Below are 14,445 nucleotides of genomic sequence, written 5' to 3' on the forward strand. Positions count from 1 at the left end.
TATTATGAACCTATATTCATAATAATATATTTTATGATTTTTGTCAAACTATTATACACTAAAGAAAGATTCTTCTCGGAAGAATCTTTCTTATCACTCTATCATTTCTTTATTCACTTGAACTATTTCTACCCCTGTATAATAATGTTTTAATATTTCCTTGTACTTGCTTCCTTTTTCTGCCATTCCATTTGCTCCCCATTGACTCATCCCTACTCCATGACCATTTCCCATGGTTTCTATTATCATTTTATTCTTTGATTTATCTATAGTTATATTAAAATTAGTAGAATTAAATCCAATTATTTCCCTAAGCTCTCGGCCTGTCATATCTAGGCCATCTATTTTTAATTTATCTACCCTACCTGTATTAGTTCTTTTTACTAGTTCAATTTTTTCAGATATATTTTCCTTACTTATATTTAATTTTGGATATTTATTTTTTAATTTGCTTATAAATTCATCTATTGAAATTTCAAAGTTTTGCTTTATACTTGGAAATTCTCCCTCATATGGACTTTCTACAGGTCTTAAATATGGTTTTGCTGATGCAAAAACTGCCTCTGATGCTTCTGTCATTCCACCACTTGATGAATGGAATAAAGGATCTGATATTATATCTCCTTGATATGAAATTATTTGACCCTTTGTATTGTCTACTGCTTGTTCTATCTTAGTAAAGGAGGCATCCATCCATTCACTTCCATGAAGTTCCAATAATTTATCTTCACCATACCACACCTGACAATGAGTAGAATTACAAAGTGGGGCATCTGGATGGTTATCTGCCCTATTTCCCTTATTGTATGCAGATATTTTTGATATAGCATAGGTTCTTGCAGCTACTGATTGAGCTTTTAATGCCTCTTCTTCAAATTTAGCTGGCATTTCTCCTGATACTACTCCTTTTATATATTCTTCTAATTCCATTGTTATGACTTTTTTCTTTTGAATATCATATATATCTACATTTAAATCAAGAGAATCAACTATTTCCTCTTTAACTTCATCCTTATTGCTTACATTATTTTCTAGGCCACCATCTATATCTCCATTCCAAATAAATAATATAAATATGGGCAATACTAATGTCAAAAGCGTTATAAAGCCTACTAACTGTAAAAATGATTTCATATCTTATCCCCCGTTTCTATTTGATCTTTCCTAATATATTTATGCCCGGGAAATATGAATTATGAATAAAAAATAACTCTTATTTTGCTGGGGAAATATAAGTTATTGCCTGGGAAATTGTCGAAATATTACGGGAAATAAAGCATTAAAAAACAGAAGCTATTAGCTAGCTTCTGTTTCTATTTCAACTCTTTTGATTTTTGCGCCTAAATTTGTAAGTTTTTCTTCTATATTTGAATATCCTCTATCAATATGATGTATTTGAGTTACTTCTGTAATACCATCAGATATAAGTCCGGTTAATATAAGTGCTGCTCCTGCTCTTAAATCTGTTGCCTTTACTGGAGCGCCTAGAAGCTTTTCTTTACCTGTTACTATGGCACTTCTACCATCTATTTTGATATCTGCATTCATTCTTCTAAGTTCATTTACATGCATGAATCTGTTTTCAAATATTGTCTCTATTATAACACTTGTTCCCTCTGCCACACTCATCATTGCCATTACTTGTGCTTGCATATCTGTTGGGAATCCTGGATAAGGAAGTGTTTTTACATCTACTGCCTTTAATACTTCTGGTGCTATTACTCTTAGGGAATTATTTCCCACTTCTATGAATTTTATATTAGATTCTTTAAGTTTTGATACTATGGATTTAACATGATCAAATTCTATGTTTTCTATTGTAATGTCTCCACCAGTCATTGCTGCTGCTACCATATATGTTCCTGCTTCTATTCTATCTGGTATTATTGTATGATTACAACTTGTTAGATTTTCTACTCCAAGAATTCTTATTGTATTAGTCCCGGCACCTTTTACATTTGCACCTAATTTGTTTAAGAAATTAGCCAAATCTACTATTTCAGGTTCTTGAGCCACATTTTCAAGTATGGTTTCTCCTTCTGCCATTACTGCTGCCATCATTATGTTTTCTGTAGCTCCAACACTTGGAAAGTCTAAATATATTCTACTTCCTTTAAGTCGCTCGTTTACTTTAGCTTCTACATATCCATGACCTACTTCTATTTCTGCTCCTAAGGCTTTAAATCCTTTAAGGTGTAAATCTATAGGTCTAGTTCCTATAGCACAACCTCCTGGCATTGAAATTCTTGCTTTTTTTAATCTTGCAAGAAGTGGACCCATTACTAAAAATGATGCTCTCATTTTAGTCATAAGTTCATATGGTGCTTCTGAATTGTTTAATCCCTTTGCATTTATACTATATGATTCGCCACTTGTTTTTTCTACGCTTGCACCAAGTGAGCTTAATACCTCTTTCATTACATTTACATCGCGTAAATCAGGTACTTCTGTAAGTTCGCATTTATCTGTTGATAATAATGTTGCTGCCATTATAGGTAGAGCTGAGTTTTTTGCTCCGCTTATTCTAACTTTCCCCTTTAATGGAGGGCTTTTTTCTACTATGAGTTTTGGCACTTGATTTCCTCCTCATTATACTTTTTATCTTTTTGTTTTAGTTTTTAACCGTGCCCATTTTAAAATAATCTTTTAATATCCACCATCTATAATTGGAGTTGCAATAAAAATATAAGTTTTGTCCTCAGTATAGTTATTCCTCATAGCAATATTTAAATTCATCTTATTTTTTCCTGTATTGATATGATTATCTATATTTGGAGAATAAGCACTAACACTTAAAATATCTGTATTTTTATACTCTTCAACAATTCTTGCATCTACTGATTTCGTTATATTAGATATTATATCTAATTTTTTGCTTGCATTTATATTTCCATCAATTGTTCCACTTATTTGAGATGTTATCTTAGGATGTGATTCATATTTATTGAATATTTTTTGGACACTTTCTTTAATTTCTTTATAATCGTCAACTGTTTCAGACATTATGTTAACTATTAATTCAGTCCTATTAAGGTTACTATATTTATCCTGATATGTCAAAGCATTTATTCTAACAATTTTGTTTTTGTTATTAATACCAGAAATAATAAGCTTTTTACTCTCATCTTGCTCTATATACTTCATACTATAGAGTTTTTCATCATTGTTTAATTCTAATTTGTTTTCATTTTCAAGCTCACCTATTATTTTAAATTCATCTTTTAAGTCTTGTCCCAATTCTTTCATAGACTTTTCATTTAAAAATTCACTATTTATTTGATCTTGAGCTTTTATATTAATTCCTAATAACTCTGCATCAATAGATTCAAATGCGGTTACAGTAGGTTCTGTTAATTCTTCTCTTAACTCAGCTGAAACTGTATAATTTGATAGAGCTATCATAGCTATTAATATTGAATATACAATTAACTTTTTACCTTTCATTACAATCACTCCCTATAAAATTAGGGAAGAGTTAGATGTGTGGCAAAAATGTTAAAGGGGGACAAAAACATTTTTACATTCTATGTACTCTTCCCTTTCAATAATTAGTATTGACAAGATTAGCTAGTCTTTATACATGATTATTAAAAAATATTTTTATTTATAGGAAAGAGTCCTAGTGTGCTATAAAATTATTACCCGATAAAAATTAGTTTTAACATTAAGTTTTAAATTATATACTTAACTATAATATTATATCAAGCAAAAAAACTATTGTCTACTTACTAACACAAAAAAAGATAGGTAAAATTACCCATCTTTTTAACCATTCTTCATATTAATTCTATTGATTGCTTTTTTAAGTGCAATTTCTGCACGCCTAGTATCAATATCTTTTTCTTTTCTTTTTAATTTTTCCTCTGCACGCTTTTTTGCAAGCTCTGCACGATTTAAATCTATTTCTTCTGGCCATTCTGCTGCATCTGTAACTATTGTAGTTTTAGTTTTTGTAACATCTAAATACCCTTCTGCTACAGTTGCTAGCTTGTATTTGCCATTTTGTTTTATCTTTACTCTACCTATTGCAAGAGGTGTTACATAAGGCGTATGGTTTTTAAGTATTCCTATATCACCTTCAAGCCCTCTTACTACTACCATTTCTACTTGGTCTTCAAAAAACTTTCTATCTGGTGTTACTATTTCGAGATCAAATGTAGCTGCCATATTATCACCTCTACTCTTCTTCTCTTATCTTTTTAGCCTTTTCAACTGCTTGTTCTATTGTACCAACTAGTAAGAAAGCTGATTCTGGAAGATCATCATGCTTACCATCTAATATTTCATTGAATCCTCTTATAGTTTCTTTTAAAGGTACATATTCTCCATCTATTCCAGTAAATTGCTCTGCTACTGTAAATGGCTGAGATAAGAATCTTTGTATTCTTCTAGCACGAGAAACTGTTATTTTATCTTCTTCTGATAATTCATCCATACCAAGTATTGCTATGATATCTTGTAATTCCTTATATTTTTGCAATATTTCTTGTATTCTACGAGCAGTATTATAATGTTCTTCTCCTACTATTTGTGGATCTAGTATTCTAGAGTTTGAATCTAGTGGATCAACCGCAGGATAAATTCCAAGTTCTGATATTGATCTTGAAAGAGTTGTTGTAGCATCAAGATGAGCAAATGTTGTTGCAGGTGCCGGGTCAGTAAGGTCATCTGCTGGTACATATACTGCCTGTATTGATGTTATTGAACCTTTTTTTGTAGATGTTATTCTCTCTTGTAATTGTCCCATCTCTGTTGCAAGTGTTGGCTGATATCCAACTGCTGAAGGCATACGTCCAAGAAGTGCTGAAACTTCTGATCCTGCTTGTGTAAATCTAAATATATTATCTATAAATAAAAGTACATCTTGGCCTGCTTCGTCTCTAAAATGTTCTGCCATTGTAAGTCCAGTAAGTCCAACTCTCATACGTGCTCCAGGGGGTTCGTTCATCTGACCAAATACTAGGGCTGTTTTATCTATTACTCCAGAATCTTTCATCTCATAATAAAGGTCATTACCTTCTCTTGTTCTCTCTCCTACTCCAGCAAATACTGAAAGTCCACCGTGTTCTGTTGCGATATTGTTTATAAGCTCTTGAATAAGTACTGTTTTACCAACACCAGCACCACCAAAAAGTCCTACCTTACCACCTTTAGAATATGGGCAGATTAAATCTACTACTTTTATTCCCGTTTCAAATATCTCTGTTGATGTTTGTTGCTCATCAAATGCAGGTGCTTGTCTGTGTATTGCTGCTCTTGGACCTGAGCTTACATTTTCTTTTCCATCTATTGCATCACCCGTAACATTAAACATTCTACCTAGTGTGTTTTCTCCTACTGGTACGCTGATTGGAGCTCCTGTATCTACCGCTTCCATCCCTCTAACAAATCCATCTGTAGAATCCATTGATATACATCTTACTATATCATCACCTACATGTTGAGAAACTTCCACTGTAATTTCTTCTCCATCTTTGCCTTTTATTTTTATGGCATTTAATAGATTAGGAAGATGTTCTTCTTTAAAACGAATATCCACTACGGGTCCTATTATTTGAACAATATTTCCTATATTTGTTTCAGCCATATTTTCAACTCCTTTATAGTTCTTATTTTAATGCTTCTGCTCCACCAACTATTTCTGCAATTTCTTGTGTTATTGCAGCTTGACGAGCTCTGTTGTATTTAAGATTTAAATCATCTATCATCTCTTGGGCATTTTCTGTTGCTGATTCCATAGCCATTCTTCTTGCACCTTGTTCTGATGCCGATGATTCTATCATGGCACCATATATAGTACTTCTTATATATTTTGGTATAAGATAATCAAGTACTACTTCAGGAGAAGGTTCATATTCTGTAAGTATTCTCTTACCCTCTGTATCTTCTTTTGCTATACTTTCAGCAGGAAGAAGTTTTAATATAGTGGGTTCATGGTTGATTGTGCTCTTAAACTGAGTATAGGCTATATTTACTTCATCTACTTCACCTTTTTCATAAAGCTTAAGTGCCATATTACCTATTTGAGTTGCATCCATAAATGTTGGATCTTCTGATATGTTTACAAAGGAACCTTTCACATGATAGTTTCTCCTATTAAAATGTGACCTTCCTTTTTGTCCTATAGTTATCATTTTAGTGTTTTCTTTAGATTCTAAATCAGATTCTACTTTTTTTATGATATTCACATTATATCCACCACATAATCCTCTATCTGATGTAACTATTATATAGCATCTATTTTTAACTTCCCTTTTTTCAAGCATAGGATGGCTTATTCCACGAGATGTAGCTAATATATCTTTTATGCTTCTACTTACTGTAAGAAAGTAAGGTTCAGTTTTTGCTAACCTTTTTCTAGCTTTTTTAAGCTTCGAAGAAGATACAAGTTCCATGGCATTTGTAATTTGTTTTGTACTACCTACACTTTTTATTCGCCTTTTTATATCTTGCATACTTTCTTTAGCCATTTCAACACCTCTTTTCTTTAAAGCTTAGATAGTCTTTTTAAATTCTTCTTTGAAACTTTCTATTCCACTTTTAAGTATCTCTTCATCTTCTTCAGAAAGTTTTCCATTATCTACTATGGATTTAGATACTTGTGGATAATTTTCTTCCATATATTTATATAGTCCTAATTCAAATTCTTTTACATTTTCTACTGGTATATCTTTTAAATATTTTTTTGTTACAGCATATAGAATCATTACTTGATTTTCTACAACTACTGGAGAGTACTGAGGTTGTTTTAATACTTCCATTATTCTCTCTCCCCTATCAAGTGTAGTTCTAGTTTCTTTATCTAAGTCAGAACCAAATTGTGCAAATGATTGAAGGTCTCTATATTGAGCAAGGTCAATTTTTAGAGTTCCTGAAACTTTTTTCATAGCCTTAATCTGAGCATCTCCACCAACACGAGAAACTGAAAGTCCAGCATTTATTGCAGGGCGCTGTCCTGATGCAAATAGATCAGTCTCTAAGAATATCTGTCCATCTGTTATTGATATAACATTTGTTGGGATAAAGGCAGATATATCTCCTGCTTGTGTTTCTATTATAGGAAGTGCCGTCATAGAACCTCCACCATAATCTTCGTTTAATCTTGCCGCACGCTCAAGCAATCTTGAATGTAAGTAAAATACATCTCCAGGATAAGCTTCACGTCCTGGTGGTCTTCTAAGAAGTAAACTCATTGTACGATAAGCTACCGCATGCTTTGATAAATCATCATATATTATAAGTACATCTTTTCCATTAAACATAAATTCTTCACCCATTGCAGCTCCTGCATATGGTGCTATATATTGAAGGGGAGCTAGCTCACTTGCTGATGCTGAAACTATGATAGTGTAATCCATTGCTCCTCTTTTTTGAAGGTTTTCATATATTCCTGCAACAGTAGATTTCTTTTGTCCTATTGCTACATAAATACATATTACATCTTGATCTTTTTGATTTAATATTGTATCTATTGCTATAGCAGATTTTCCTGTTTGTCTATCTCCTATGATAAGCTCTCTTTGTCCACGTCCTATTGGGATCATAGAGTCAATTGCTTTTATTCCTGTTTGAAGTGGTACTGATACAGATTTTCTAGATATAACACCTGTTGCCTTTTGCTCAACTGGTCTATATTTATCAGATTCAATTGCACCTTTTCCATCTATTGCTTGGCCTAGGGCATTTACTACTCTACCTATCATCATATCTCCTACTGGAACCTCTACTATTCTTCCAGTTCTCTTTACAGTATCGCCTTCTTTTATATTGTCATCAGGTCCCATCAGTACGCAACCTACATTATCTTCTTCTAAGTTTAGTGCCATGCCATATACTTCACCAGGGAATTCTAAAAGTTCTCCTGCCATACAATTTTCAAGTCCGTATACTCTTGAGATACCATCTCCAACTTCAAGTACGCTTCCTACGTCTTCTACATCTATTCTTTTTTCATAATTTTTTATCTGCTCTTTTATAATCGAGCTAATCTCTTCAGGTCTTAGGTTCACTTACTTTCCACCTCTTTCTTAGTTACTGATGCCTTATTTAGTGATTTAGTCAATTCATCTATCCTACCTTTAACACTTGAATCTATAACCTTATCACCTATTTTTACAAATACTCCGCCAAGTACTGTTTGATCTATTTTGTTTGTAAGTTTTATTGTCTTATTTAACTTTTTTGATAATTCTAATTCAAGTCTTTCTAGCTTTTCATCATCCATTTTAACTGCAGTTATAGCTTCACCTTCAACTATACCCTGCTCTTCATTTGAAAGCATAATATATTCATCTTTAATGTCTTTAATATATTTTTCGCGTCCCTTATCTACTATGATATATAAAAAGTTTAAAACTTCTTTACTTATATTATCTTTAAATAATTCATTTAATATATCTTTTTTTTCATCATTTGAAAGTTTTGGATGTTCAAATATAGTTTTAAGCTTTTTTTCACTATCTAATATATTTGAAATTGCCTTTATTTCTTCCTTAAATTCATCTAAGTTGTTTTCTTCTAGAGCTACTTCAAATAATGCTTCAGCATATCTTTTTGATACTAATTCTGCCATTTTGTTTCCCCTACCTCATCAATAAAGTCATTTATCATCTGAGCGTGTGCATCTTTGTCTAAATTTTTATCTATTACTTTACTAGCTGCAAGCATTGCTATTTCTACCATTTCATTTTTAAGTTCCATTTTTGCATTAGTTTGTTCTCTTTCAATTTCTTTTTTAGCCCTATTTATCATATTGTTTGATTCTTTTTTAGCTTCATTTACTATATCTTCTTTCATATCTGTTGCTCTTTTTCTTGAAGATTCTATAATTTCTTTGCCTTCACCTTTTGCTTCTTCAATTTTAAGCTCATATTGCTCTTTTAATTTCATAGCTTCTACTTTCTTGCTTTCAGCTTCATTTAAATCAGATTGAATGCTTTCTTCTCTTTTATTTAAAAAATCTTTTACAGTATCCCATAAAAAATGTCTGATAACAAGAAAAAGTACAAGAGTTGCTAGTAATTGAAGCGTAAAATTGACCGGATCAGGTAATACATGAATTTCAGGTACCATTCATAATCCTCCCTTCGTAATTACTAATATTTAAATTAGTTTTAGCTACAACAATAAGAGATGGGGTGGTGCCCCACCTCTTTAAATTAATTATTTTTAAAGAGCTCCGAGTAATGGTCTTACAAATAATAATATTATAGCTATAACTAATCCATAAATACCAGTTGTCTCTGCAACTGCTTGACCTAAGATCATTGTTCTAATGATATCTCCTTGTGCTTCTGGCTGTCTTCCTACTCCTTCTGCTGCCTTACCTGCTGCATAACCCTGTCCTATTCCAGGTCCTATACCTGCTATTGCTGCTAGTCCTGCTCCTATTGCTGAACATCCTAATATAAACGCTTCACTTGAAATTCCTTCTAACATTTTGTTTCCTCCTCTAATTTTTAAGTAATTTTTGTTTTAATATTTTTAAAATCTAATCATCCATTGCCATTGATACAAATACCATTGTAAGCATAATAAATATAAATGTTTGGATTAATCCTGCAAATAAATCAAAATAAGCATGAAATACAGGAGCTACTACTGGTGAAAAATATCCTGCTGCACTATATAATAATCCCATTATTATAACACCAGATAATATATTACCAAATAAACGGAATGATAAAGATATAGGATTTGCAATTTCTCCTATTAAGTTTATTGGAAATAAAAATGGTATAGGTTCAAAGAACCCTTTTACATACCCTCCAATTCCCTTGCTCTTGATGCCAAAGTACTGTGTCAATAAAAAGGTTATTATAGCTAATGCAAGAGTAACATTGTAATCAGATGTTGGTGGTGCAAATCCAATTAATCCAAAGAGATTTGCTAGGGCAAGATAAAGTGCAAGTGTTCCTATATAAGGAGCAAATTTCATCTTGTCTGGTCCCATTGTATCTTTTACTAGTTTTTCTACTTGTACAACTATTATTTCTACTATATTTACTAGCCCTTTAGGTTTCTCTTTAGGGTCTGCTTCTTTGAACTTTTTACCTACATAAATTGCAAATATGGATAATAAAAGTACTACAACCCATGAATTTATAACTGTAGAATGTATATAGATATCTCTACCCATAAGTTCAAATGCTATCCCTTCAATTTTGTCCAAATTATGGCCTCCTTTCCTTTCTTAAGTATTATTTACTAGTCTTTCTTTTGATTGTGTCATAAAAAGTATCAGATAATATGACTATCTTAACCATGAAAAAGCCTAATACTACCGTATAAAAGTTTAAATAATCTGCTAGGGCTGCTATGGTAAGTACCACCCCATAAATTATATATCTAGCCATATAACTCCCTACAACATATGGCATGATTTGTGCTTGAGGCATCTTCATTGCTTTAGCTAGTGATAGACCCATCAGTCTAAAATTAAGTAAATTTATAATCACTCCAAAAACAAGTCCAAGTAGTTTATCTTTGGGATTTGGAAATGCAAGGAGTATGATCCCTAAAATCATAAGTGTAAGTATTATGACTCTTTTAACTATTTTATATTCTGTATCTTTTGTTAAACTCAATATATCACTTCCTATTACTCATCCTTGAAGTTATCTTAAACAAGGTCATAAATGAAGCACCCACGCCTAATATTACAAATATTATAAGAAAAAGCACATTTGTTCCTAGTTTTTCATCTAAAAGGCTCCCTACAAATATACTACCTATTATAGGTACTGCCATAGAAATACCTATTTGTGATATGAGTGCTAGATTTTCTAATACTTTAGAATTCTTCTTTTTAGGCATTTTTCCATCTCCTATATATTTGAATAGTTAGACAATATATATTCTATTATAATCCAAATAGATGTTTAACTCAAGAATAGTTTTGATAAAATTATTTTTTTATTTTGTTATGATTCGACAATAAAAAAAGGGCTATAAAACTGCCCCTTTTTAAATTTCCATTTCTTTTAAGTTCTCATCTATTATTAATTCTGCTTCAGTTGCATTTTTTACATCTTCTACTGTGAATTCAGAGTTTATTTCCTTTAATACTAAACCTTTGTCTGTAACTTCTATTACTCCCATTTCTGTAATAATTAAATCTACTTGAGATTTTGCTGTAAGGGGTAAATTACATTCCTTTAATATCTTAGGATTTCCTTTTGCAGTATGAGTCATAGCAATAATAACTTTTTTTGCTCCTACTACTAAATCCATTGCTCCACCCATTCCTGGAACCATCTTACCTGGTATCATCCAGTTTGCAAGACTACCATTTGCATCTACTTGAAGAGCTCCTAAAACTGTAGCATCAACGTGACCTCCTCTTATTATTCCAAAGCTTTCAGCAGAGTCAAAGAATGCTCCACCTTTTTTTATTGTCACATATTGTGCGCCTGCATTTGTAAGATTTTTATCAAATTCTCCATCTTCTGGCGAAGGTCCAAGTCCTACAAAACCATTTTCTGATTGAAATACTACATCTATTTCTTCTGGTATATAGTTTGCTACAAGTGTTGGAAGCCCTATACCTAAGTTTACTAAATCTCCATCTTCAAATTCCTTTGCTACTCTTTTTGCTATTATCTCTTTTATATTGTTCTTATCCATTACTTTTCACCTCCAGCAACTATATAGTTTACGAATAAGCTTGGAGTTATAACATTTTCTGGATCTATGTCGCCTATTTCTACTATTTTTTCTGCTTCCACTATAACAGTTTCTGCTGCTGTTGCCATAGTAGGATTGAAGTTTCTTGCTGTTTTATCATAAACGATATTGCCTTTTTTATCTACTAAATCACCTTTTAATAGAGCAACATCTGCCTTAAGTGGTTTTTCAAGTAAAAATTCTTTTCCATCTACTTCTATCTTTTGCTTACCTTCTTCTACAATTGTGTGAAGTCCTGTTGGTGTAAGTACTCCACCTAACCCAAATCCTGCTGCTCTTATTCTTTCAACCAGTGTACCTTGTGGTACTAATTCTACATCCAATTCTTTCTCATTCATTTGTCTGCCTGTTTCCTTGTTTGTACCAATGTGAGTTGCTATTACCTTTTTAACCTGCTTATTTGCTACTAATTTTCCTATTCCTAAATCTACAAATGAAGTGTCATTTGCAATTATTGTTAAATCTTTTACGTTTTTTTCTACTAAAGCATCAATTAGTTGATTAGGTGATCCCACTCCTAAAAATCCACCTATCATTATACTCATTCCATCTTCTATTTTTGCTATAGCTTCTTCAATAGAAATTTGTTTATTCATTTTGTTGCACCCCCAAAATATATTTGTTCATTATTAACATTTTATCATATTAAAAATTTATTTGCTAGTTATACATGGCTTTTATAAAAGCATCAAGCCAAGTGAAATTATTATTCCAGTATAAATTAAATCTACTATACAATATCCCATGATATCTCTTGCACCAAGTCCTGCAATTCCAAGTGCTGGTAATGCCCAAAATGGTTGTATCAGATTAGTCCAAGCATCTCCCCAAGCTATACTCATACCAGTTTTTGCTGCACTTACTCCAAGTTCTGCACTTGCTGGCATCATTATTGGAGCTTGAACTGCCCATTGTCCTCCACCTGAAGGTACAAAGAAGTTAACTACTCCTGCACTTAAGAAACTAAAGAATGGGAATGTTGTTTCATTTGATATATTTACAAATCCATTAGATATAACTACAGCAAGAGAGCTTCCAGATGCGCTAAGTCCTGTCATCATACCCATTATCCCTGCATAAAAAGGAAATTGTAATACTATACCTGCTGTACCTCTTACTGCAACTATAATAGCATCTAAGAATTTTCTTGGTGTTCCATGAAGTATTATCCCAGTAAATAGGAATATGAAGTTAACTATATCAAGATTTAAATCAAATCCATTATTTATAAAGTAATTTATGATAAATGTAAATCCCATTGCACCAATTAATATTGATAGTATAGGGCTATTTTCCATCTTATCAGCAAATGTTGGATTTTCTACCTTTACTCCTAAATCTTCATCTACTAATAATTCTGGATCAACTGCTATTACATCCTCAGCTTTTGGATGCATTGCCCTATTTAATAGAGGCATTGTAACAAGTATTATAGCAACTATTATTAAATTGTATGGTGCAAAAATTGTTTCACTTGTTGATATAGGATCAACTACAACACCTGCTGTTGCTTCTGATAAGCCTGGTCCTGCTGTTGCAAGTTTAAGTGGAATTGATCCAGAAATTCCTGCATGCCAAACCACAAATCCTGAATAAGCTGAAGCTATAAGTAATCTATAGTCTACAGTTTTGATTTGTCTTGCAAGTTCTCTTGCATATAATGCACCTATAACAAGCCCAAAACCCCAGTTTATCCAACAAGCTACTAATCCTACAAATGTTACTGCAAATATTGCTTGAGTAGGCGTTTTAGGAATTGAAGCTAATTTCCTTAATCCTTTTTTGATTATTGGTGCATTTGCTAAAGTATGTCCGGTTACTAATACAAGTGCCATTTGCATTGAAAATGCTAATAGTCCCCAAAATCCATCTCCCCAATGAACTACCATTTCAAGTGGGCTTTGGTTTGTTACAAAAACACCTAAGATAAATACGATGAATGTTAGTATTGCAGCAAAAAGAAAAGGATCTGGTAAATATTTTTGTACTATTGCTACACATGCATTTGTAAATTTTTTAAACATCTTTACTCCTCCTTTTATTTTATTTCTACTATATTAATAATGCATATAACATGCCAAGTGCTTTAAAATCGCTAAATATGCATATATTAAGCTTTTACTTAAAAGAATACATAATACTTGTTTGCATTCTAGTACAGTGTAAACTATTGTATACAAAATAATCTATATTATATATTATTTAATTTTAAAACTTTATATTCCTAAATTATAGGCTAAGATTATTTATAATTCATAAGGGTATAATATAGCTTATAAATTACACATATTATATAGATTAAAGGAGTGAAAAATATGAAAACATGGATTAAAGTTTCCGTAATAATAACTTACATAGCAATGATAGCTACAAATGCACTTGCAAATATCCTGCCTATAAACGGACTAACTACAGGTGAAGTATCAGATTCATTTGAAAATTTATTTGCACCAGCAGGACTTACTTTTTCTATTTGGGGGCTTATATATCTATTACTGGGACTCTATTCACTTTATCAGGCAGGATTGTTTAGAGATAATAATAGGAGAGTGAAACTTTTAAATAGTGTAGGAATAATTTTTTCAATTAGCTCTATCGCCAATGCAGCTTGGATTTTCTCTTGGCATTATAAGGTATTGTCCTTATCTATACTACTGATGCTTGTAATACTTATAAGTTTGATAACTATAGTTAAAAAGATAAATAAGGAAAAATTATTTATTTCCCTTCCATTTAGTATTTATTTTGGATGGATTACTG

The 14,445-nt window shown here is 31.9% G+C and carries 16 protein-coding genes and 1 pseudogene; 1 reads left to right on the forward strand and 16 read right to left on the reverse strand.

What is annotated here, in order from left to right:
* Positions 1 to 93: 93 nt before the first annotated feature.
* The 16 genes from spoIID to ACTHUW_RS04745 form a co-directional block, all read right to left on the reverse strand.
* The gene (gene spoIID, locus ACTHUW_RS04670) at positions 94 to 1,134 is read right to left on the reverse strand and encodes a stage II sporulation protein D (protein ID WP_442210223.1); all 1,041 of its coding nucleotides are present in this window, start codon (positions 1,132 to 1,134) and stop codon (positions 94 to 96) included.
* Positions 1,135 to 1,296: 162 nt separating this feature from the next.
* On the reverse strand, positions 1,297 to 2,574 hold the full coding sequence (gene murA / locus ACTHUW_RS04675; protein ID WP_442198861.1) for a UDP-N-acetylglucosamine 1-carboxyvinyltransferase: 1,278 nt from the start codon (positions 2,572 to 2,574) through the stop codon (positions 1,297 to 1,299).
* Positions 2,575 to 2,646: 72 nt separating this feature from the next.
* Positions 2,647 to 3,444 (reverse strand): YwmB family TATA-box binding protein, encoded by a 798-nt coding sequence (locus ACTHUW_RS04680; RefSeq protein WP_442197801.1) that lies wholly within the window; start codon positions 3,442 to 3,444, stop codon positions 2,647 to 2,649.
* A gap of 321 nt (positions 3,445 to 3,765) precedes the next feature.
* Positions 3,766 to 4,167 (reverse strand): F0F1 ATP synthase subunit epsilon, encoded by a 402-nt coding sequence (locus ACTHUW_RS04685; RefSeq protein ID WP_442210224.1) that lies wholly within the window; start codon positions 4,165 to 4,167, stop codon positions 3,766 to 3,768.
* A gap of 10 nt (positions 4,168 to 4,177) precedes the next feature.
* Positions 4,178 to 5,587 carry a F0F1 ATP synthase subunit beta gene (gene atpD, locus ACTHUW_RS04690; protein WP_442197799.1) on the reverse strand — a complete coding sequence of 470 codons (1,410 nt, stop codon included), beginning with the start codon at positions 5,585 to 5,587 and terminating at the stop codon, positions 4,178 to 4,180.
* A 22-nt stretch (positions 5,588 to 5,609) separates the two neighbouring features.
* Positions 5,610 to 6,470, reverse strand: coding sequence for an ATP synthase F1 subunit gamma (atpG, locus tag ACTHUW_RS04695; protein WP_442197798.1), 861 nt, complete (start codon positions 6,468 to 6,470; stop codon positions 5,610 to 5,612).
* Positions 6,471 to 6,494: 24 nt separating this feature from the next.
* Positions 6,495 to 8,009, reverse strand: coding sequence for a F0F1 ATP synthase subunit alpha (gene atpA / locus ACTHUW_RS04700; protein ID WP_442212719.1), 1,515 nt, complete (start codon positions 8,007 to 8,009; stop codon positions 6,495 to 6,497).
* Positions 8,006 to 8,572, reverse strand: coding sequence for a F0F1 ATP synthase subunit delta (locus ACTHUW_RS04705; RefSeq protein ID WP_442210226.1), 567 nt, complete (start codon positions 8,570 to 8,572; stop codon positions 8,006 to 8,008). Before ACTHUW_RS04705 ends, atpA begins: the two co-directional genes overlap by 4 nt.
* Positions 8,560 to 9,072 (reverse strand): F0F1 ATP synthase subunit B, encoded by a 513-nt coding sequence (locus ACTHUW_RS04710; protein WP_442197796.1) that lies wholly within the window; start codon positions 9,070 to 9,072, stop codon positions 8,560 to 8,562. Before ACTHUW_RS04710 ends, ACTHUW_RS04705 begins: the two co-directional genes overlap by 13 nt.
* A 96-nt stretch (positions 9,073 to 9,168) precedes the next feature.
* Positions 9,169 to 9,438 carry an ATP synthase F0 subunit C gene (gene atpE, locus ACTHUW_RS04715; protein WP_130805732.1) on the reverse strand — a complete coding sequence of 90 codons (270 nt, stop codon included), beginning with the start codon at positions 9,436 to 9,438 and terminating at the stop codon, positions 9,169 to 9,171.
* 52 nt (positions 9,439 to 9,490) lie between these two features.
* Entirely contained in the window at positions 9,491 to 10,171 is a 681-nt protein-coding gene (gene atpB / locus ACTHUW_RS04720; protein WP_442197795.1) for a F0F1 ATP synthase subunit A, read from the reverse strand.
* Positions 10,172 to 10,199: 28 nt separating this feature from the next.
* A complete protein-coding gene (locus ACTHUW_RS04725) occupies positions 10,200 to 10,586 on the reverse strand; it encodes an ATP synthase subunit I (RefSeq protein ID WP_442198857.1) in 387 nt (128 codons plus the stop codon).
* Between the two features lie 4 nt (positions 10,587 to 10,590).
* On the reverse strand, positions 10,591 to 10,815 hold the full coding sequence (locus ACTHUW_RS04730) for an AtpZ/AtpI family protein (RefSeq protein ID WP_442210228.1): 225 nt from the start codon (positions 10,813 to 10,815) through the stop codon (positions 10,591 to 10,593).
* Between the two features lie 150 nt (positions 10,816 to 10,965).
* On the reverse strand, positions 10,966 to 11,625 hold the full coding sequence (locus ACTHUW_RS04735) for a 3-oxoacid CoA-transferase subunit B (RefSeq protein WP_442197792.1): 660 nt from the start codon (positions 11,623 to 11,625) through the stop codon (positions 10,966 to 10,968).
* Positions 11,625 to 12,281: a CoA transferase subunit A gene (locus tag ACTHUW_RS04740; RefSeq protein WP_442212721.1), complete on the reverse strand. Its 657-nt coding sequence runs from the start codon at positions 12,279 to 12,281 to the stop codon at positions 11,625 to 11,627. The genes ACTHUW_RS04735 and ACTHUW_RS04740 overlap by 1 nt, the downstream gene beginning before the upstream one ends.
* Before the next feature lie 81 nt (positions 12,282 to 12,362).
* Positions 12,363 to 13,709, reverse strand: a complete 1,347-nt coding sequence (locus ACTHUW_RS04745) for a TIGR00366 family protein (RefSeq protein WP_442197790.1) — start codon at positions 13,707 to 13,709, stop codon at positions 12,363 to 12,365.
* A gap of 291 nt (positions 13,710 to 14,000) precedes the next feature.
* On the opposite strand from ACTHUW_RS04745, the pseudogene ACTHUW_RS04750 reads away from it, so the two are divergent.
* Positions 14,001 to 14,445 (forward strand): annotated as a pseudogene (locus ACTHUW_RS04750) (tryptophan-rich sensory protein); the annotation flags it as partial.

This window comes from Senegalia sp. (in: firmicutes) (assembly GCF_052088025.1).
Classification (GTDB): Bacteria; Bacillota; Clostridia; order Tissierellales; family SIT17; genus Anaeromonas.

What these genes read in the sequence shown, in the direction of transcription:
- spoIID (WP_442210223.1), bottom strand. Translation starts at nt 1,134, where the DNA reads ATGAAATCATTTTTACAGTTAGTAGGCTTTATAACGCTTTTGACATTA.
- ACTHUW_RS04680 (WP_442197801.1), bottom strand. Translation starts at nt 3,444, where the DNA reads ATGAAAGGTAAAAAGTTAATTGTATATTCAATATTAATAGCTATGATA.
- ACTHUW_RS04685 (WP_442210224.1), bottom strand. Translation starts at nt 4,167, where the DNA reads ATGGCAGCTACATTTGATCTCGAAATAGTAACACCAGATAGAAAGTTT.
- atpD (WP_442197799.1), bottom strand. Translation starts at nt 5,587, where the DNA reads ATGGCTGAAACAAATATAGGAAATATTGTTCAAATAATAGGACCCGTA.
- atpG (WP_442197798.1), bottom strand. Translation starts at nt 6,470, where the DNA reads ATGGCTAAAGAAAGTATGCAAGATATAAAAAGGCGAATAAAAAGTGTA.
- ACTHUW_RS04705 (WP_442210226.1), bottom strand. Translation starts at nt 8,572, where the DNA reads ATGGCAGAATTAGTATCAAAAAGATATGCTGAAGCATTATTTGAAGTA.
- ACTHUW_RS04710 (WP_442197796.1), bottom strand. Translation starts at nt 9,072, where the DNA reads ATGGTACCTGAAATTCATGTATTACCTGATCCGGTCAATTTTACGCTT.
- atpE (WP_130805732.1), bottom strand. Translation starts at nt 9,438, where the DNA reads ATGTTAGAAGGAATTTCAAGTGAAGCGTTTATATTAGGATGTTCAGCA.
- ACTHUW_RS04730 (WP_442210228.1), bottom strand. Translation starts at nt 10,815, where the DNA reads ATGCCTAAAAAGAAGAATTCTAAAGTATTAGAAAATCTAGCACTCATA.
- ACTHUW_RS04735 (WP_442197792.1), bottom strand. Translation starts at nt 11,625, where the DNA reads ATGGATAAGAACAATATAAAAGAGATAATAGCAAAAAGAGTAGCAAAG.
- ACTHUW_RS04740 (WP_442212721.1), bottom strand. Translation starts at nt 12,281, where the DNA reads ATGAATAAACAAATTTCTATTGAAGAAGCTATAGCAAAAATAGAAGAT.
- ACTHUW_RS04745 (WP_442197790.1), bottom strand. Translation starts at nt 13,709, where the DNA reads ATGTTTAAAAAATTTACAAATGCATGTGTAGCAATAGTACAAAAATAT.